The sequence below is a fragment of the uncultured Veillonella sp. genome (genome assembly GCF_963551295.1).
GTDB lineage: Bacteria > Bacillota > Negativicutes > Veillonellales > Veillonellaceae > Veillonella.
This window is the reverse complement of record NZ_CAUVFT010000008.1, coordinates 1-19270: the sequence shown is the minus strand read 5'-3', so window position 1 is coordinate 19270 and position 19270 is coordinate 1. Positions and strand designations below refer to the sequence as shown.

The window sequence follows — 19270 nt, the reverse complement described above, 5'->3', positions numbered from 1 at the left end:
CTCTATAATAAAATCTCTATGAAGTCATATCTAATCAACAGCCACGAATAACGTGAGTATAATGTGAATGTATATTTTCGATACTAAACGAATTTATACCCTACGCCCCATACTGTAATAATATGCTTACTATCAGATGGATTATCCTCAATTTCTTCACGTAAACGATTAATATGAACCGCTACAGTTGCATAATCACCATAGGAGTCAAGACCCCATACACGAGAATATAATTCTTCTTTGCTAAATACAATATCACGGTTACGCATCAAGAATTCTAACAACTGGAATTCTTTCTTTTTGAGATGAACCTCTTTTTCATTCACCCATACTTTCATCATCTTAGGATCGAGACGAATTTCACCGGATTGAATAGCGTTAGTTTCCATTGCATCGCGCTCTGTTAAACGTTTATATTGCGCCAACATAGCTTTAATCTTCGCAATCAATACAGATGGAGAGAATGGCTTTTCAATATAATCATCAGCGCCTACGCCTAAACCACGGATTTTATCGATATCGTCAAGGCGCGCAGTTACCATAACGATTGGTACACGAACTTTGTCACGAATTTGGCGACAAACTTCAAAACCATCCATTTCTGGCAACATAACATCAAGGATAATAAGGTCTACAGGAGTATTCAATGCTGCTTCAATGCCATCTGTACCATTAGTCATAATAGTTACATCATAGCCCGCCACCATTAAATAATCACGCTCAATATTGGCAATATCCAAATCGTCTTCAATAATTAAGATATGTTCACTCATGATTCTTCTCCTTGCTTAGGAAACTCTAATATAATACGTAGACCATGTGGCCTTACATTTTCAATCATAACTCGGCCTTCAAAGATTTCCATAATTCGACGGATAATCGACAATCCTAGGCCACTACCTTCCTGAGGATTCGTACGAGACGAATCTACACGATAGAATGGGCGCATCAGACGCTCTAGAGATTCTGGCGGTACACCTGGACCATCATCACTGATGACACAATATACAAAATCATCATCACTCGTTACATCTATGACGCAATGACCAATATCGGCCATTTTATACTTAGCACTATTGTTCAACACATTCTGCAAAACTCGTTGTAACAATTGTGGGTTAGCATTGATAAAAGGTGTTTCCGTAGCTATACGAGCCTTAATCTCAAGCCCCTTCGATTGATACGGAGCTAAATGATCTTCTACAAAGTCATGCACAAACTGACCTAATTCAATCCGCTCAGACGGACGAGATTCTTTTTTATAGTTCAATGTTGTTATGAGGAATAGTTCCTCTAACATAGAATCCAAATCATTGGCCCGCTTCAAAATAATCCCCATATATCTTTTTTGTTGCTCTTCCGTTGGTGCAATACCATCACGAACACCTTCAGCATAAGCTTTAATAGCCGTCAACGGAGTTCGTATATCATGGGATATACCAGCGAGTAGCTCTTTCTGTTGTTCTTGTTCCATTTCAATCTGACGATTTGCCATTTCTAATGACTTTGTCATGTTCTTAACGTGAATCATGATAAACCGTGTAACAAATCGGTTAATAGCAAAAAATGTAACAATAAAGAGCAATATGGAAACTACGATAATATAAAAAGATACGGATTCCATTAAGCTATCACTACCATGAGTAGCACGCCTAATCGCAATATGGTATACATAGGAATGACGTCCATCGTACTTTCTCATTTCATAAACGAAAGTATTATTGGATTGATATACGATGCCCTGTAATTCAGGATTAACATCAATAAGACCAACAATGGCAGAAGCACTATAGATTTGTGGATTACCGTAGTTATACACCATGTTTCCTTGATCGAGTACTTCAACATATACTTCCTTTGGATCAAGTAGGCTATAGCTAGGCTTAACCAAGCTATTAATTAGATTATTTTCTAACCCATAAAAGGTAATGGTTTCAGTTATTCGACTGACACTTTTAAACTGTTGTTCCTGCTCAATACGCAAATAATAACCGGCATTGGCCAATATGCGCAAACCTGTAAAATATAGCAAAAATAAGATAATTGCTATTAAAATAGGTACAACAAACAGCACAACATTGGATATCCAAATTCGTATTTGTAAATTCACAGGATTACCTCAATATCATAAATAGTAGATACTCTCTATAGTTTACGCTATTTTTAATGCTTAACGCAAGTAAAACACGCAAATATCCAACATGTTTTTCACGATTCTTTCATACGTAGTTTATAATTGACTGATTATTCAAAGGTACCTCGACCCTTTTAATATCTTATGCTTTTCGTAATAATTATATTTTCACACGCCTCCATGTATCTTATGGCGATATGAAAAATGGTAATATCTGATATTTCATCAGTTTCTTAGTTTCCTCTTTTAATAGGAACTTGTCTATACTATTTATAAAAAACTAAAATATAAAACAACTATTGAATCTCTTCATTTAATAAAACAAAATATATACTGGATTATACTATTCCTCTATGAGGATAGCTTAAATATGGTCAAAAAAAAAGAGGATTCCTAAGAATCCTCTTTTAAAGTTTGAATTAACGACGATTTGCATCGAAGAAGTTAATAGCAACTTCTGGGAACATAGCGTAAGTCAATACGTCTTCGTCAGTAATACCATTGTAGCCTTTGGAAGCTAAATCTTGACGGTAACCTTCCAATTCAGGTTCGATAAGATCTGCAGGACGGCAAGTGATAGGTTCTTCATCACCAATAATAGTACGACGAATATCATCGGAGATAGTACCAGGTAACGCACCATATTTACCGCGTACAAGGTCTTTAACTTCGTTAGGAACCATTTTGTAACGGTCGCCCATCATAACGTTCATCATAGCCATTGTACCAACGATTTGGGATGTTGGAGTTACCAATGGAGGGTAACCCAAGTCTTCACGAACACGTGGCATTTCATCCATAACATCGAAGAAGCGATCGCCCATACCCATTTCGTTCAATTGGTTTTGAGTATTGGACAACATACCACCAGGAATTTGGTAACGACGAACAGCTGGGATTACATCGCTAGCTGGTTTCAAGTTGAATTCTTCAGCGATTTGTTGTTTTACTTTACGGAAGTGGTCAACTAATGGAATGTATTTATCAAGGTCAAGACCAAGATCCCATTCAGTACCTTTGAACATTTCGATCATAGTTTCAGTAGCTGGTTGGCTAGTTGCATGAGCGAATGGAGAGATAGCAGTATCGATGATATCTACGCCAGCTTTAGCAGCTTCCCAGTATGTAGTACTTGCAAGGCCGCAAGTGAAATGGCTGTGCAAGTCGATTGGCAATTCGCCGAAACGTTTTTTGAAAGTAGAAACCAAATCATATGCATCAGCAGGTCCTAACAAACCGGACATATCTTTGATACAAAGGGAATCAGTACCCATTTCTACCAAAGTTTCAGCTACTTTCAAGAAGCTTTCAGTTGTGTGAACTGGAGAAATTGTGTATACCATAGCGGATTGAACGTGTGCACCAGCTTTTTTGGAATACTTAATAGCAGCTTCCATATTGCGTGGGTCATTCAATGCGTCGAAAATACGGATACGGTCGATACCATTTTTTACAGCCGCATTACAGAATGCTTCTACTACGTCGTCGGAGTAGTGTTTATAGCCCAACAAATTTTGACCGCGAAGCAACATTTGCAATGGGGTATTTTTCAAATTAGCTTTCAATTTGCGAAGGCGTTCCCATGGATCTTCATTCAAGAAACGAAGACAGCTGTCATAAGTAGCGCCGCCCCAACATTCAAGAGCTTCATAACCAATATCATCTAAAAGGCCGAGCACTGGTTCCATTTGTTCGTAGCGCATACGTGTTGCCAAAATAGATTGATGACCGTCACGAAGAACGGTTTCGCAAATTCTTAATTTTTTAGCCATGTTAATCCTCCAAATCGAAATAGTCTGTGTATGTAACTTTATACACTCATCAAACAACTATCTCATACCTATTTTTTTACGATTTTTTCGATGTCTGCTCACACTAGCCAAACGCGCTAAAATCGTAATACATACTTATATTAGACTACTTATAAAATTCTTTGTCAACAACCACATTATGCTATTTACTCATAATTTCATGTATACAAAGATGATTTTTTCGTGATGAATATCACAAAAAACTGCAGAGGAACTAGAGTTTAGCATGTATGTTTAATCAAATTAATTTTTTTGTAATTGCTCATTTTAATGAGAAACTAAAAATTATATCGTAATAATTTTTAGTTATTATCAAATACTTTTCAAAATATATCGGTATTTATAAATGTAGTAATTCGATAAACATCGGTATGCTTATGAGCTTATCAATTTTATTAATAACTTAGTCGATATTTTTAAATGCATAAACATACAAAAGAGCCTGTCCATTTACGGACAGGCTCTGACGTAATCTTTAAAATTTAAGAGTTCCCATTATACGCCTTACTTCTCAGGCTTAACCTTTTTAGGCGCAGTTTCAAGGACAATATTTTTACCTTCCCGTTTTACTTGAATAGAAAAGGCCCCTTCTCCTTCTTTAAAATACTCCATCTTGATATCAAGGAGCATTTTACCAATTATAGTCTCTACTTTTTCAGTTAAGAACTCACGGTAAAATGCATCTTCTTTTTGCTTTGGACTTTGGTGAACTACTGGCTTCTTAGCATCTCGCTCCATATTGAGCATAGTATCTTCAAAATTTTCTGTATCCTTAAAATTTTTCATCATATCCGCATCGGATAAACCTTTTTGGATTTTAAACTTTGCCATGTGTATCTCCTATCAATTCAAAAATTGCTTTTTTTACGCGTACTGGTTCAATACCAGACATACAATATTGATCAAACTTAGGACAACGTCGTTTTCGGCAGCCCAAGCAATCTAATTCATCATTTACGAGCACCTTAAAGGTTCCCGTCAGAGGTCCCCATAATTTAGGGTCCGTAGGGCCAAAGAGTGCTACTACAGGCTTATTTAAAGCTAACGCAATATGCAGAGCTCCAGTATCAGCAGTAACTATTACATCGCAACTTTCAATTAAAGCCCCTAACTCTTGAAGCGTCGTTTTCCCTAACATATTCAGTACGATTTTATCAATGCCCTCATCTGTTAGCGAGTCCATCAAGGGTTTATATTGAGTAGCCTCTTTAGGGCCACCTAAACAAACAAAATTTGCTCTATATTGAAGAGATTTAATGAGAGAATACCATTTTTCCTGAGGCCACTCTTTCGTTTCCCAAGAGGTGCCTAATACTAGACCAACGCGAAAAGGAGCTTCTACCACGCCTTGATACAAAGAAACATCATTATCAATCAATTTCCATTGCTCTTCTGCCCAACTATGTGAATTTGATGGCGCCTGAAAATCCATGTGGTACAGCGTATTAGCACTAGATTCATTTAGTGGAGAACTGCTTTCAACACCGCATTTAGCTATGTTAAGCGATGTATCTAAATTTGCATGTTCAGTAACAGCCTTTGTTAACAACTGAGCTACCTCTAAATAGCGCTTAATCACATGATCTGTACTAGGCTTCGTTTTATAGTTAGTAAACAACCAATTCAACTCTTTCGTGCCACCAAGGCCAAGTCTAATGGGGGCTCCTGAAGCTAATAGTACTAACCCTGTTATAAGACGTCCTTGCACATCAATGGCTACATCAAATTTATAAGGTTCTAATTTGGCCTTAAGATCCCACCACATGCGCCACATTGTAGGGATATGTAGTTTTTTAGAATGAGCCTCGTATTCATCCCGTTCCCAGGGAATTATCTCATCTACATAGGGATTGTCCTGTAAAAGCTCTACCATACTAGGCGTTATAATCCAATGCAACTTAGCATTAGGATACTGTTTCTTAATCCACCGCGCAGCAGGTGTAGCATGCAAAATATCACCTATGTAACTAAGGCGTACAAATAATATATTCATAGATATCCTTAGGGTACATACTATTATAGGAATAAAGCCTTTATAATGAAAGAACATTATAAAGGCTTTTTCTTAAGATTTCTTTTTACTACCACTACTATTGGATGATTTAGAAGATGTAGTATCTTCTGTTACCTTAGTAGTTTCTTCACTACCATTCTTAATGATATTTTTCACATCTGATAATGTCAACTCATTAAATGTAGTAGGGTGATTGTATTTGTAAACCGGATTGAAGCCTACACCTAATTTACCAGTGTAAACAGTCAATGCATTATTGTCCTCATCAACACGAGCAATGTAGATAGTTTTGTCCATATCAACACCGATAAAGCGGAAACGCCCTTCAGGGTTGATAACACGCCATCCCCCTTCAATGCCGTTGAACATGAATACATCCCCAGTTCTCACATTATCGTAGAAGAAGTTATCTTCATCGTAGAATACACCGATATGACCGATATCAGTAGCTTGCATGTAAACACGACGTGTATCGTAGTTAGCATCGGTACGATAAATACGATATGTATGTTCTTGAACTTTTACCTTCATATACACCACATTCGTCGCTTCAGAGTACGCAGCATCTACGATTTTACTGCCCCGAGGCAAGTCTTCAAGTTTCGTATCAACTTCATGTTCTGGATCATCCGCATTAAGACGAGCCATGACAACATCTCTGGAGTCATATAAACCCATGATAGCATAGTTACGGTCTGGCATCCAGTTAAAGTAACTAATCGAGCGACCCTTCAAATCAATATTCGTGGGTTTGCTTTCATTAGCCTTGTAAATTTTCAAAGAATTTTCTGTAACAACGGCCATGAATTGACGGTCATAGGACACATATTTAGTACCTTCTTTCACATCAGGAAAGTTTTTAGTATCGTCTTTTGATGCGCCTGCTACATTAAACTCTGTAGTCGGTGCAAACATATATTGATCAAGGTATAGGTATACCCCACCTTGCAGAAGAATACCTACCGCAAAGGCGCTCAGTACACGCGTAAAAGGTTTCATCTGTCCTCCTATTTCACGATAAACGCCGTTGGGATCATGCGTTCCCCTAACAAATCGGCTGGTTTATTTACTACTTTACCGTTGAGGTACAAAGTAGAACTAGAACCACCATCTAAATTTGCTGCAATGTAGCAACCTTTTTCAAAAAGAATATCTTGTACGTCACGCAAGGTAGCACCAATGGAGTACCCTGGTTGACGACCATCGATTACGAGGAATAGCACTGTACCATCTTTCTTTTGACCGATAGCAGTACGAGGACCTACACCCCAGCCACCATCACCTTCGGTAATCATCTTCTTACCATCAACGATAAGAGGCGGACCAAAGGTAATACCTTCCATGGCTTTCATATCACTAAGCTGAGTTTTATCATAGTTACCAGCAATAAGGTTACCAGATTTAGAGAAACCAACAAAGTCTACGTCTTCATCAGGGCCTACATCCTTACCGATAACGTACTCACCGTCATGCAAGATGAAACCATATGGCAAACGGCCTGTACCAGTACCATTAGGGTCGTGGAATCCACCGCCATTAATCGCTGCTACAGCATTATTCATTTTCGCAATATTACTTGTAGTATCGCCTTTTTCTTGAATATTAGCTGCTGTGCCTACTTGGATACGACGAGGATCAGGAATTTCTAAAATATAGCCTACATAACGAGCAGACTGGATTTTTTCAAGATTTAAAGTCTTATCTTCACGAGCATTAAATTTGAATAAATCTTGGCTTTTAACAACCCCTACAGTCCCCAAAATAGCTTGTAATTCTTCGTCATTAAACAACCACGTAATGTAATGAGGATGGCGAGATTGTAAGATAGCACCAATAACGGCGCGCTTTACATTATTAAATGGTCCAAAGAGCACCACGAAGGGTGATGTGATAACGGTAAATAAGAACACCATAATGATGAACTTTACCCAATTCTTTTTGAACAATGTATTTCTCCTTATAAATCAGTGAAATGTTCGGTACTAATGCGTTCTTCAAAATGCTTGATATCCACCGCATTGCCTACCCAAACACGCAAAATATTATATGGATTATCACCTGTATGAGCCCAGCCAGATTTCATAGCCATGCCCATCTTGATACCAGCTTTCTTAGATGCTGAGTCAGTGAATTCATTTTTATCTCCATATGGATAGCAGAACCAAGGATTATCCTTAATGCCTACTTCTTTAGCAAGTGCCTCTTGGGCCTTTGTGATATTTTCAATTTGTTTTGCTTCTGACAATTGGCCCATTTCTATATGTTGGAAACCATGATTAGCAATAGTAATGCCATTTTTGTGCATTTCACGCACTTGATCCCAAGTTAAACGAGTCCCAATATCGCCAGGATTGATAAAAACAGTTGCAGGGAATCCATATTCTTTCATAATTGGATATACAATAGAATATGTATCTGCATAACCGTCATCAAAGGTTAAAACGACAGGTTTTTCAGGCACTGCAGCGCCATTTACAACATATTCATACAATTGATCCATCGTCAATGGATTATAGCCGTTATCCTTGAGGAACTTCATTTGTTCTCGGAATAAATCCTCCCGAATAACCGCATCATTATCTTTGTCGTCGCCGACTTTATGATACATAAGGACAGGAATGCCCGATGGATGTACCATCTTAACTTCTTTTACAGGCGGTACTGAACTAGTAGGTTCTGTTTTTTGTGAAAGCACGCCACAACCTGCCACAACCATTGCCAATACCAAAACTAACAGTGTTACCAACGGAATCCGTTTCATAGGTCCTCCTCTATTAGAACACAATTATATACAGAATATTATAACATTTCCATGAAGAATAGTAAAAATTCCTCCATATAGGTATCATCTAAATAATGATTTATACGCAAAGAGATGTACCACTTACTTATACTTTATGTTGTAATCTAGAAAAGAATGATTTAATATTTTAATTATAATGTTTATTATTTAAACTATACGATTATTATATAAAGAATATAAAGGATTTCTTATGAAAAAACGCTTAAGCCTTATACAAATGGACGTTCATGTAAACGACGTGGAATACAACTATAATCGTGTTCAAGAGTTGCTCACGCAAGCTTTAGCTGAATGTCCAGATATTATTGTTTTACCCGAAACATGGAACACAGGATTTCATCCATCTAAGGATTTAATCAACATTTCTGATAGAAATGGAGAAAGAACAAAAGATTTATTAAGTACATTCGCTAAGGAACACAATGTAAACATTGTAGGCGGTTCTGTAGCCGTAGCAAAAGAGGATTTAATATTTAATACATCCTATGCTTACAACCGTGAAGGCACACTCGTAGGAGAATATTCCAAAATGCACGGATTTAGCCCTGCTAAAGAGAACCAATACTTTGCTAGCGGTACACATACCACTCATTTCGAATTGGATGGTATTCCTTGTAGTACGGTTATCTGTTACGATATTCGCTTCCCTGAGCTCGTAAGAATGGCTGCATTATCAAATACAGAGTTATTATTTGTACCTGCTCAGTGGCCTACCATGCGTTTACGCCACTGGCAAGTATTAAACGAAGTGCGCGCCATTGAAAACCAACTTTTCTTATGTGCAGTCAACGGCTGTGGTACTGTGGGTCGAGTCCAAAGTACTGGTCACTCCGCCGTATACGATCCATGGGGTACAAACCTCCTTGAAATGGACACCGTGGAAGGCATCTCATCTGTAGACATCGACCTCACCGTAGTAGAAGATATCCGCAATAAAATCAATATCTTTAAAGATCGTAAACCAGAGCTTTATAATCTATAAAAACAAAAGGCACATTGTACTGAACACCCATCTAAAATTATTTCAATGTTAGATATCCTGTTTATATGACAATGCGCCTTTTTTTAATTTATTGTACTGTAGTAAGGAAATAAATTACCCTAGTTTGCTCTGGATTAACGGCCATGCCTGCAACAGTAAACATATTATATGAATAATCAAATTTAAAGATGTAGAATGTGTACTCTGCATTAAATGGTCGCTTTACTTCTTTATACGAATAGTACCCTAAATATTTTTTCTGTAAAGCCTTATTTTCATCGTTGGACAATATTTTATCAGAACTTAATTTACTAGTATCTTGCTCTAAATCCAAAACCATTTGATTGTTCATTTGGTTAAGGAGCTCACGATCAACCTTTCGCTTAATATTCTCATCGCTTAGCGCCATTTTGTATTGATACATATTATTGAATATATTAGTTACTTCAATCCATTCTTCTGGCAATATAGTAGACACGTATTTTCTATAATTCGTCTTAACATCTTCGTACGGTTTAATAGAAACACGTTCAGCCTCCCCCTTAGTGATAATAACCTTAGCATGATTTTCTGCATCTTGAATATAGGGTTTTAGTTCTGATGGTTTGCCTGTAAAAGAAACTTGAATATACCGACCATCTTCAATCGCCTTAGGCGGCTTTAAATGAATATCAACCTGCTTAGCAAAAGAAGGTATTTTCTTTGGAAAACCAGACAAATCATTTACTTTATCTATATCTATATGATTGTAATAGTCCTTGTCATTAACCGAGTACTTACTGCTTTCTCTAAAATTAATAGCCTTTACAATTTGTTTTTCAATTTCTTCTCGTGTATAAGGATTTTTAATAAGGTCTCGTTGCGGCGCACTTCTTATTGTTCTATTATGTTCCTCAATATGAGCATGCATACGTGATTCTACCTCTCGATCTAGCAACATTTGTTCATTAAATGTTTTTCTAGCAACGGACATAACAGCATAAGATAATTCTGTTTCACCCGTAACTTTACTTTCCAAATAAGGCATAACTTCGTGAGGTTGTACTCTATCAAGTTGAGTAGTCTTTGCGCCTAATGGCGTTGATATAGATGGAATGGATATCTGCTCAGCATTTATTATTCCTATATTAGCAAACAATACTATCGCAACTAGTACAATTCCTTTTAAATTCATTCGAGTCTCCATCAAATAATTATATTAAAAAACTTGCTATACCTCTCATATAATAAGTCATATACGTTAAAACTCAATAAGCTTCCACATATCCTCTGGAACCTGTTCTAGAGGTTTATTTTTTGCAATTGCTTCTTTTAGAATATCAATAGTATCTTGCACTTCTTGTTTATCCTTTGTATCTGGATCATGAAGGATGACACGATTTAAAGAATCTTCACCAAATTGCTTTAAATACTCTTTTTTCACTTGATTAAATTCACGGCGTAAATATTTCATAGATAATAACCTCCCAATATATTTAATCTAATATATTAAGAAGTACTTGTCTATAATTCAAATATTTTCTATACACATCTTCAGCTAATAATAAACAATTTAAAATTGTAAATTAATATTTTTATCTCATAAAGCATTTACATGAATTCTATAGAAATGGTAGTATTAACAATGCAATAGGATTTAGTTATTAAGAAAGAAAGGTAATAACTATGTTTTCATTTCTACAACCCAAAGAGGCAAAATCATTAGTTCCACAAAGCATGATTAAGAATCTATATTATAAATATAGATTCCAATCATTAATTGGTATTTTTATAGGTTATGCTGCGTACTATATTGTTCGTAATAACTTTGCCTTATCAACACACTTTTTATCAGATATTCTCCATATGAGCAAAACAGAAATTGGTTTGTTATCTAGTGGTATGCTTATCGCTTATGGTTTAAGTAAAGGCTTTATGAGTAGTCTTGCGGACAAAGCAAGTCCTGCCAAGTTTATGGCTTTCGGTCTCATTTGCTGTGCAATTATCAATATCTTTATGAGCTTTGCCGATAGTCTCGCCTTCTTCTTAGTTTTAGTAGTACTAAATGGCTTTTTCCAAGGATTTGGTGTAGGACCATCCTTTATCACCCTAGCTAAATGGTACCCAAAACAGGAACGTGGCCGTTATGGAGCTATCTGGAATATTTCCCACAATCTCGGTGGTGGTATCGTAGCACCAATCGTAGCCGCCGCATTATATTTCACTACTACAGATCACTGGCAATTAGGGAGTTATGGTGTACCAGCCCTTATTGCAGTTATCATAGCAATTGCCATTTCTTTCTTAATCAAAGAAAGCCCTGAACGTGAAGGCTTACCGCCAACAAGTGAAATCATTGCTGACACGGCTCATAAAGCGCACAGAAGTTCTGAAGCACCGCATATGAGCACAAGAGAAATCTTTGTAAAATACGTATTGAAAAATAAAAACGCTTGGTATGTATCATTAGTTGACACCTTCGTTTACATGATTCGCTTTGGTATGCTTACTTGGCTTCCAATTTATTTATTACAAGTAAAGGGTTTCTCCAAAGCAGAAATGGCTGTTGCCTTTTTATTCTTTGAATGGGCGGCTATTCCTTCTACTATTTTTGCTGGTTATATTTCCGATAAATTCTTTAAAGGTTATCGCATGCCACCTGCAATCATTGCTATAAGTGTTATCTTCTTCTGTATATTTGGTTATTGGCAAAGCGAGTCTCTCTTATGGGTTACTTTCTTCGCTGCTATTGTAGGTTGTTTAATCTACATTCCTCAATTCTTAGCTTCAGTACAAACTATGGATATTGTACCACCATTTGCAGTAGGTTCTGCTGTTGGTCTTCGTGGATTCATGAGTTACATTGTTGGTGCAAACTTAGGTACAACACTATTTGGTGTTTTAGCAGATAAATTTGGTTGGAATGCAGGTTTCTATCTTTTATTAGTAGCATGTGTTCTTTGTATTACATTCTGTGTATTGGCTCATCTTGGCGCCAAAGAATTAGATGCTAAAGAAATTGAGTTTGAACAACTTCAACCAACTGAAGCTAATAGCTAACACCTAACAAATAAATCCTATAGTAAAAAGGTCGTAATATGTATTAATACATGTTACGACCTTTTATTTACCCCACGAAAGGGAGTCCTATATAACCGATGTGTTTTCATCAACGCATAGTTCTCGAAATAATGAAAGCACAAGCCACAATGATACCAAGGACTATATTCCCGGCTACTATATAAGGCCATGTAAGGATATCATGTACATCATGCAATATTTTTATATCAAAGATTGGCACATAAAGTAGCAAGTTCCCCAAAATCCAACCGATTGGTCCTATGAACTTCATCTTCTTAATCGTATCCATTTTATCTAGAATAGACTCGGTTACCTCTGAATCCTTTTCGACAGATACGTATTCTTTATTAATGTAAAAGCCTTTTGAATATTCCGTTTCAAAAGCCCACTCTTGAACAGAAAACGTAGCAGTACCATCAGTATTTTCATACTCTTTATATTTAGCAGTATCAGTAGTACCTACGTCTACCTCACCCCAAGTGCCTGTTACCATCTCATAACCACTATCTACGAGTTTCATATCGGCTGGTAGTGCTTTCCCACACAACTTAGAAAACTGGTACGCATCTCGCTTCTTATCCCAACTGAGCCAAAACTCTGCATTATTCCTATGTTTAACTAACTTATACTCATACCCAATTTTTCCATGAGTATCAATATAGCGTATCTTGCCTAAGATTGTATATAAATCCCTTCGAATACGCAACGTCTCGCCATAATTAAAAACCATAATCTTCTCTCATACTGAAAACTACACACATAAATGTATATTATTAATTACTATGATTGTACACGGATTGTGAAAACCTGCCAACACTTCTCAGATTTAAAAAAGAAGATAAACTCATTAAATGTATTTTAATATCAAAATAATGAAAAAAGACCTACAGTAAACTGTAGGTCCTTATATTTGGTGCGGTTGGCGGGACTTGAACCCGCACGAGCGTTAGCTCACCACCCCCTCAAGATGGCGTGTCTGCCATTCCACCACAACCGCATGGAATACAAATGGTGCCTCAGGACAGAATCGAACTGTCGACACACGGATTTTCAGTCCGTTGCTCTACCAACTGAGCTACCGAGGCATGATTTTTTGTAAAAAAAAATGGCGACCCCGATCAGATTTGAACTGACGATCTTCGCCGTGACAGGGCGACATGTTAACCGCTACACCACGGGGCCGCGTATCAACTCGCGTTGACTACTTGTACATAATATCATGGATTTAAGAGCAATGCAACTATTTTTTTAAGAAATATTATTACAAATCTATTAAAATAATTGATTATATTTGATAATCGTTATTTTATAGCATTTATAAATGTATCTCTATAATATATTACAGGAATCCACCCTTTCTCGTCATAATTCATCAGTTTTCGCAATAGTACAATTTCCCCTATAAGCTTCACTAGGTATAACCTTTACTAGAAATCATCCTATTCTTTACTCAATATGCTACAATATGTATATATTCAGTATGAAAATGACTCTATAGAAACATGAAAGGATTCGCTGTGAATAAGTTCAATTCAAAAGGTTTTATTATCGCTCTTATCATAGCTATTGTAGGAGCGATGGCCGCAGCATGGTACTTCTTATGGTATGTACCACATACACCAGCCTACACATTAAAAATCATTCACCAAGCAGTACAAGATAAAGATGCAGACGAAGCATTACGCCACGTAGATATAAAATCCATTGTAAAAAACATTGTAGAACGAGAAGGCAATAAATATGTCGATACATCTACCCCACTTGGTAAAGCTACAATAGCAGCTACCAAAACATTTGGACCAGCTCTCATCGAAGACGTAATACGGACATATATCGAAGATCCTGACAGCTTTAAATCTGAACCACCTACCAATAATACCACTACAGCAAATGATGATAATAAGTCTATGGTAGATCGTCTTGTAGAAGGTCGCCTATTTAAGGAACATGATGTAGAGGTTAAAAAACTAAAGTCAGAAGATAATGGTGATACAGCTACTGTAACTGTAACAATACAAAATAATAAAAAGAATATGACAAAAGATATAAGAGTTTTGATGCGTCATTTAGGAGATGGAACATGGGTAATTTACGATATTCCTGATATCGAGGACCTATATACTATCACTAGAAAATAAATATCTTTGTCTTTTCTAACATTTTAAATTGCAAATCTTAGAAAACGTAAAAAGAGCTATGTTGTTTTTCTAGATGAGCTATTTACATTGTAAAACCAACAAAGGACAGTATCTACCGAAAAGTATATACTGTCCTTTTATTATCCTATAGTCTTAACAATCGTAAGATCTCATGTAGGACAAAATCATACATAACTTAATTAGCAAATATAACTAAATCCATTAAAAATGAGATTTTATCTATCAAAATCTACAATAGCCAAGGTTACAGTCACTTGTGAGATAAGGCGTTGTGCATCATCTATCATATCAAAGCGCCACACATGGGATGTCTTACCTTTTACTAGTAAAGTTCCTACCGCTGTTAAGGATCCTTCACACTTTACAGGGCGTAGGTGGTTAGCAGTTACAGATTGACCTACACCAAATTTATGAGAACCTACCAGTTCATTGCTCATCATACCTGCAATAATTTCTGCAAAAGCTAATGTAGCACCACCGTTTAAATAGCCTTGTGGTTGTTTGTGAAACTCAGTTAAATTCATTTTTGCAATACATGTGGTATCACTCGTCATACGAGGAGCATCAATTTGTAAGGATTCAATTAAATTCATAGTGTTCGTTTCTCCACACAATACGCTTCTAGTCTATCATCAAAGACTGTTACACCTAGTCCATCTCCATCGGGAACAGGCATAACACCATCTTTAAATGTTAAATCTGGATAGATAAGATCTCGTTCAAAATATCTATTTGAGTCAGATAAATCACCTGCCATATAGGAATCTCCCAATGCAGCTAGTTGGACGTGAAGCATTTTAGAAACACCTGACTCAACCATGCTCCCTATCCAATATGGAATGTGACGTTCTCTACATAGATTAATAGCCGCTTTTGTTGGAATAAGACCACCCATTCGCCCTACTTTTACATTCAACACATCGATTAAGTCATATTCAATAGCATAGGACAGATCATCATATCCTAAAATGGACTCATCTAAACAAATTGGCGTATAGATTTTCCAATCGTCATCATTAAGACATTCCCACTTCCAATCTCTATAAGATTGAAGGTTTGCCATCGCAAAGGGCTCTTCAATACAAGCTAGGCCTAAATCATCATACTGACGCACCTTATCGATTTCTTGATACGAATAGCTTCGATTTGCATCAGCCGCTAAAACTAAATCCGGATAATGTTTGCGAACTAAAGCTACTCGTTCATAACCATCTACAGGATTTACCTTTAATTTAATCCGCTTACAACCACTTGTAACATGGCACTCTACAATATCGAGTAATTTGTCTATTGGTACATCACCGACAACGACACCACTTTCAATAGTATCTTGTAAAGCTTGTCCCATAATATAAGAAACAGAATTTACACCTATTCGTTCGCAATGAAGATGAATGAGTGCATTTTCTAGCGCCGCAATGGCCATAGGCATATTATCTCGATTGAGCCAGAACTGTAATTGTCGCACATAGGTCATGAGCGGTTTAGGCCGCATCAACCGCAGATTAAAGATATACTCATCTACTAAGGTTTTCCAACAGGTTTCTACGGTCTCAAATGTATAAAATGGCTCTGTGAAAGCTACGCATTCCCCGTACCCTACATAACCTCGTTGATCCTCGATACGGATTACGATGGTTTCCCGCTCTTTTACCTCCCCCTTGGCGGTCTTGAAGTTAAAGTTCAGCGGCAATTTAAGGCGATATGTAGTTATACTTTTAAAGTTTAAAATATCATTCATAGGCGCCTCAATTTTCTAATTTCAGTTCATTACGCAATATTTTGCCCGTTCCATTTCGAGGCAATGCGGTTAATACTTTTACATATTTTGGAACCTTATATTTCGCTAAAGAGTTCGACATAAAAGCTAGAATATCCTCTGGTAGCAGACTTTTACCATCATGAAAGGCCACAAAGAGGGCTGGCACTTGCCCCCATTTATCATCCGGTACAGGAACAACCGCACATTCTTTCACTGCTGGTAATATATACACTAAATCCTCTAGTTCCTTAGGATAAATATTTTCACCCCCAGAAATGATGAGGTCCTTACGGCGATTCAAAATATACACAAAGCCATCCTCATCGATGTAACCAATATCATCTGTATTAAAGTCTCCATCGATAGATTCCTTGTTGATATACCCAGACATAACCATCGGGCCCGTCAAATGAATTTCGCCTACCCCATCCGCATCAGGATTATCGATGCGAACCTGCATGCCAGGCAATGGCTTACCTACAGATTCTCGTTTATCAGGATAATCCAATACGGAAAAAGTAACGCTTTGACTAAAGGTTTCCGTCATGCCGTAGGTCTTAAAGATAGGCAGCGATTTCTTTTCACAAGCATCGATTAGTGCCATCGGAATGAACTCTCCACCGAGCAAGATAACGCGTAACTTATGATGTGTAATATGTGGCTCTAATTGAGTCAGAATGGTAGGCACTAAAGACATCATATTAATATTCTCAGATTCTATAAGTTTGAGAACTTGAGCTTCATCATATTTAGACAAAATAGTGACAGCCGTTCCATTATAAAGAGACCTCATCAAGATAGATAAACCACTCACATGGAACAGAGGCAGTACCATTAGCCAATTATCCTGCTCTGTTTTCCCTAGTACCTCTTGGGATGCTTGTACATGAGCTTTAATTTGCCCCCATCGAAGCGATACAGACTTAAATTGCCCCGTAGTAGCGCTCGTATTCATGATAGCAGCTATGTCTGCGTCCGCAAAGGTCCAATCAAAGGAATCCTCGACCGCTAAATCCGATAGAATACTTTCTAAAGTTTCAAACTCAATTGTAACAATTGAATTAGCAGCCTCCGAACCAACGGAATGAGATAACTGATTTTCAACAGAATCTGATACTATAGGAGCAACTAAATTTGATACTTGAGTTTCAACTGCATCAGGTAATTGGCTACGTCGTTCTTTACTATGTAGTACGGCGGTAACACCTAATTGATCCAATTGGTTCGCTATTTCGTTTGGCTTAAGATGTACATTGAGTAGAAGTACCTCTTTATGAACTAGTATAGCAGCCAACACATACATTGCCATGGTCACAGAGTTATCGGATACGATAGCTACACGAACTGCATCTAAAGAAACTAGTTTGCGAGCCACATGGAGTACGCCACGGTATATATCATTATAGGTATATTCATTTATACATATGCGATCAGGATAGTGCTGTGCACCATGACATAACCACTCCATCGTTTCACCTCGTATCTAGATCTAATCACTAATAAGTAATCACTAACTACCAATAAGTAATAAGCAATAAATAAATAATAAATAGTAAGTAACAACTAAAAAGTAAGTAATTTCTAAAATGTAATAATTGAAAGATGATAAGTAAAAAGATATTACAAGAAAGGCGCCTCATGTAGAGGCGCACTTGTCGTTTTAACAGTTAATATAATCCGTAATATAGGACTGTATCGACTCCCTATTAAGGGAATTTAGGGAATTGTTTGAAGTTAGGTTTGCGTTTTTCCTTGAACGCGTCGCGACCTTCTTTAGCTTCATCGATTGTGTAGTACATCAATGTAGCGTCCCCTGCGAATTGTTGTAAACCTGCAAGACCATCTGTATCGGCATTGAAGGCACCTTTCAACATGCGCAATGCCATTGGGGATAATTCAAGGATTTCGCTACACCATTGAACTGTTTCTTCTTCCAATTTATCGAATGGTACCACAGTATTAACCATGCCCATTTCATAAGCTTGAGCTGCAGTGTATTGTCGGCACAAGAACCAAACTTCGCGAGCTCGTTTGTGACCGATCATGCGAGCCAAATAACCTGCACCATAACCAGCGTCGAAGGAACCTACACGAGGACCAGTTTGACCAAATTTAGCATTTTCAGAAGCGATGGTAAGGTCACATACGATGTGCAACACATGTCCACCACCGATAGCATAACCATTAACCATAGCGATAACAGGTTTAGGAATAACACGAATCAAACGTTGTAAATCGAGAACATTCAAGCGAGGCACATTGTCTTCACCTACATAACCACCGTGGCCACGTACACTTTGGTCACCGCCGGAGCAGAACGCTTCTTTATCTTCGCCTTTTCCGTGGTTAGCACCAGTCAATACGATTACGCCTACTTCGTTATCTTCACGAGCTACTGTGAAAGCATCAATTAACTCCATTACCGTTTTAGGACGGAACGCGTTGCGTACCTCTGGACGGTTAATAGTAATTTTTGCAATGCCATTATATGTTTCGTAAATTACATCTTCATAATTACGATCCAATACTTTCCAATCAAATTTGC

At 37.3% G+C, this 19270-nt stretch carries 18 protein-coding genes and 3 tRNA genes; 3 read left to right on the top strand and 18 right to left on the bottom strand.

Translation table 11 applies throughout. The annotated features are described in order from the left end of the window. Positions 1–83 precede the first annotated feature (83 nt). The 8 genes from RYO55_RS03305 to RYO55_RS03270 form a co-directional block, all read right to left on the bottom strand. The gene (locus tag RYO55_RS03305; protein WP_004693664.1) at positions 84–773 is read right to left on the bottom strand and encodes a response regulator transcription factor; all 690 of its coding nucleotides are present in this window, start codon (positions 771–773) and stop codon (positions 84–86) included. After that, complete coding sequence (locus RYO55_RS03300; protein ID WP_314984178.1) at positions 770–2110, bottom strand: HAMP domain-containing sensor histidine kinase; 1341 nt, start codon at positions 2108–2110, stop codon at positions 770–772. The genes RYO55_RS03305 and RYO55_RS03300 overlap by 4 nt, the downstream gene beginning before the upstream one ends. 443 nt (positions 2111–2553) lie before the next feature. Beyond that, positions 2554–3906 carry a pyruvate carboxylase subunit B gene (locus RYO55_RS03295; protein WP_008715613.1) on the bottom strand — a complete coding sequence of 451 codons (1353 nt, stop codon included), beginning with the start codon at positions 3904–3906 and terminating at the stop codon, positions 2554–2556. A gap of 543 nt (positions 3907–4449) precedes the next feature. Next, positions 4450–4776, bottom strand: a complete 327-nt coding sequence (locus RYO55_RS03290) for a hypothetical protein (protein WP_008715610.1) — start codon at positions 4774–4776, stop codon at positions 4450–4452. Then, a complete protein-coding gene (locus RYO55_RS03285) occupies positions 4763–5938 on the bottom strand; it encodes a glycosyltransferase family 9 protein (protein ID WP_314984176.1) in 1176 nt (391 codons plus the stop codon). The genes RYO55_RS03290 and RYO55_RS03285 overlap by 14 nt, the downstream gene beginning before the upstream one ends. A gap of 72 nt (positions 5939–6010) precedes the next feature. Next, a complete protein-coding gene (locus RYO55_RS03280; RefSeq protein WP_302498900.1) occupies positions 6011–6958 on the bottom strand; it encodes a hypothetical protein in 948 nt (315 codons plus the stop codon). Positions 6959–6966: 8 nt separating this feature from the next. Next, positions 6967–7905 (bottom strand): phosphodiester glycosidase family protein, encoded by a 939-nt coding sequence (locus RYO55_RS03275; protein ID WP_314984173.1) that lies wholly within the window; start codon positions 7903–7905, stop codon positions 6967–6969. A gap of 11 nt (positions 7906–7916) precedes the next feature. Beyond that, positions 7917–8720, bottom strand: a complete 804-nt coding sequence (locus RYO55_RS03270; protein WP_314984171.1) for a polysaccharide deacetylase family protein — start codon at positions 8718–8720, stop codon at positions 7917–7919. Between the two features lie 232 nt (positions 8721–8952). On the opposite strand from RYO55_RS03270, the gene RYO55_RS03265 reads away from it, so the two are divergent. Then, complete coding sequence (locus RYO55_RS03265) at positions 8953–9744, top strand: carbon-nitrogen family hydrolase (protein ID WP_314984169.1); 792 nt, start codon at positions 8953–8955, stop codon at positions 9742–9744. 88 nt (positions 9745–9832) lie between these two features. On the opposite strand, the gene RYO55_RS03260 is transcribed toward RYO55_RS03265, so the two are convergent. Both RYO55_RS03260 and RYO55_RS03255 read right to left on the bottom strand, forming a co-directional pair. After that, positions 9833–10918, bottom strand: a complete 1086-nt coding sequence (locus RYO55_RS03260) for a hypothetical protein (protein ID WP_314984168.1) — start codon at positions 10916–10918, stop codon at positions 9833–9835. Between the two features lie 66 nt (positions 10919–10984). Further along, on the bottom strand, positions 10985–11197 hold the full coding sequence (locus RYO55_RS03255) for a hypothetical protein (RefSeq protein ID WP_302498894.1): 213 nt from the start codon (positions 11195–11197) through the stop codon (positions 10985–10987). A gap of 212 nt (positions 11198–11409) precedes the next feature. Between RYO55_RS03255 and RYO55_RS03250 the strand changes: the two genes are divergently transcribed. Then, positions 11410–12783, top strand: a complete 1374-nt coding sequence (locus RYO55_RS03250; RefSeq protein WP_295817261.1) for a phosphoglycerate transporter PgtP — start codon at positions 11410–11412, stop codon at positions 12781–12783. A gap of 109 nt (positions 12784–12892) precedes the next feature. On the opposite strand, the gene RYO55_RS03245 is transcribed toward RYO55_RS03250, so the two are convergent. The 4 genes from RYO55_RS03245 to RYO55_RS03230 all read right to left on the bottom strand — a co-directional run bounded on the left by RYO55_RS03245 (position 12893) and on the right by RYO55_RS03230 (position 13986). Next, positions 12893–13534: a hypothetical protein gene (locus RYO55_RS03245; protein WP_314984162.1), complete on the bottom strand. Its 642-nt coding sequence runs from the start codon at positions 13532–13534 to the stop codon at positions 12893–12895. A gap of 181 nt (positions 13535–13715) precedes the next feature. Continuing rightward, positions 13716–13801, bottom strand: a tRNA-Leu gene (locus tag RYO55_RS03240). A gap of 12 nt (positions 13802–13813) precedes the next feature. After that, positions 13814–13889: transfer RNA gene (locus RYO55_RS03235), tRNA-Phe, on the bottom strand. A 21-nt stretch (positions 13890–13910) separates the two neighbouring features. Next, positions 13911–13986, bottom strand: a tRNA-Asp gene (locus RYO55_RS03230). Positions 13987–14306: 320 nt separating this feature from the next. Between RYO55_RS03230 and RYO55_RS03225 the strand changes: the two genes are divergently transcribed. After that, positions 14307–14942, top strand: coding sequence for a DUF2939 domain-containing protein (locus RYO55_RS03225; RefSeq protein ID WP_314984160.1), 636 nt, complete (start codon positions 14307–14309; stop codon positions 14940–14942). Between the two features lie 236 nt (positions 14943–15178). Here RYO55_RS03225 and RYO55_RS03220 read toward each other — a convergent pair whose 3' ends face one another. The 4 genes from RYO55_RS03220 to menB form a co-directional block, all read right to left on the bottom strand. Then, positions 15179–15556 carry a PaaI family thioesterase gene (locus RYO55_RS03220; protein ID WP_308521931.1) on the bottom strand — a complete coding sequence of 126 codons (378 nt, stop codon included), beginning with the start codon at positions 15554–15556 and terminating at the stop codon, positions 15179–15181. Further along, the gene (menC, locus tag RYO55_RS03215) at positions 15553–16704 is read right to left on the bottom strand and encodes an o-succinylbenzoate synthase (RefSeq protein ID WP_314984157.1); all 1152 of its coding nucleotides are present in this window, start codon (positions 16702–16704) and stop codon (positions 15553–15555) included. Before menC ends, RYO55_RS03220 begins: the two co-directional genes overlap by 4 nt. A 7-nt stretch (positions 16705–16711) precedes the next feature. Further along, entirely contained in the window at positions 16712–18193 is a 1482-nt protein-coding gene (gene menE, locus RYO55_RS03210) for an o-succinylbenzoate--CoA ligase (protein WP_314984155.1), read from the bottom strand. A 238-nt stretch (positions 18194–18431) separates the two neighbouring features. Further along, a partial coding sequence (gene menB / locus RYO55_RS03205) for a 1,4-dihydroxy-2-naphthoyl-CoA synthase (protein ID WP_314984154.1) occupies positions 18432–19270 on the bottom strand: 839 nt, incomplete at its 5' end.

Coding starts and splice junctions, on each gene's coding strand:
- RYO55_RS03220 (WP_308521931.1), bottom strand. CDS start 15,556: ATGAATTTAATTGAATCCTTACAAATTGATGCTCCTCGTATGACGAGT.
- RYO55_RS03285 (WP_314984176.1), bottom strand. CDS start 5,938: ATGAATATATTATTTGTACGCCTTAGTTACATAGGTGATATTTTGCAT.
- RYO55_RS03255 (WP_302498894.1), bottom strand. CDS start 11,197: ATGAAATATTTACGCCGTGAATTTAATCAAGTGAAAAAAGAGTATTTA.
- RYO55_RS03225 (WP_314984160.1), top strand. CDS start 14,307: ATGAAAGGATTCGCTGTGAATAAGTTCAATTCAAAAGGTTTTATTATC.
- RYO55_RS03265 (WP_314984169.1), top strand. CDS start 8,953: ATGAAAAAACGCTTAAGCCTTATACAAATGGACGTTCATGTAAACGAC.
- menC (WP_314984157.1), bottom strand. CDS start 16,704: ATGAATGATATTTTAAACTTTAAAAGTATAACTACATATCGCCTTAAA.
- menE (WP_314984155.1), bottom strand. CDS start 18,193: ATGGAGTGGTTATGTCATGGTGCACAGCACTATCCTGATCGCATATGT.
- RYO55_RS03260 (WP_314984168.1), bottom strand. CDS start 10,918: ATGAATTTAAAAGGAATTGTACTAGTTGCGATAGTATTGTTTGCTAAT.
- RYO55_RS03245 (WP_314984162.1), bottom strand. CDS start 13,534: ATGGTTTTTAATTATGGCGAGACGTTGCGTATTCGAAGGGATTTATAT.
- RYO55_RS03295 (WP_008715613.1), bottom strand. CDS start 3,906: ATGGCTAAAAAATTAAGAATTTGCGAAACCGTTCTTCGTGACGGTCAT.
- RYO55_RS03280 (WP_302498900.1), bottom strand. CDS start 6,958: ATGAAACCTTTTACGCGTGTACTGAGCGCCTTTGCGGTAGGTATTCTT.
- RYO55_RS03250 (WP_295817261.1), top strand. CDS start 11,410: ATGTTTTCATTTCTACAACCCAAAGAGGCAAAATCATTAGTTCCACAA.
- RYO55_RS03270 (WP_314984171.1), bottom strand. CDS start 8,720: ATGAAACGGATTCCGTTGGTAACACTGTTAGTTTTGGTATTGGCAATG.
- RYO55_RS03290 (WP_008715610.1), bottom strand. CDS start 4,776: ATGGCAAAGTTTAAAATCCAAAAAGGTTTATCCGATGCGGATATGATG.
- RYO55_RS03305 (WP_004693664.1), bottom strand. CDS start 773: ATGAGTGAACATATCTTAATTATTGAAGACGATTTGGATATTGCCAAT.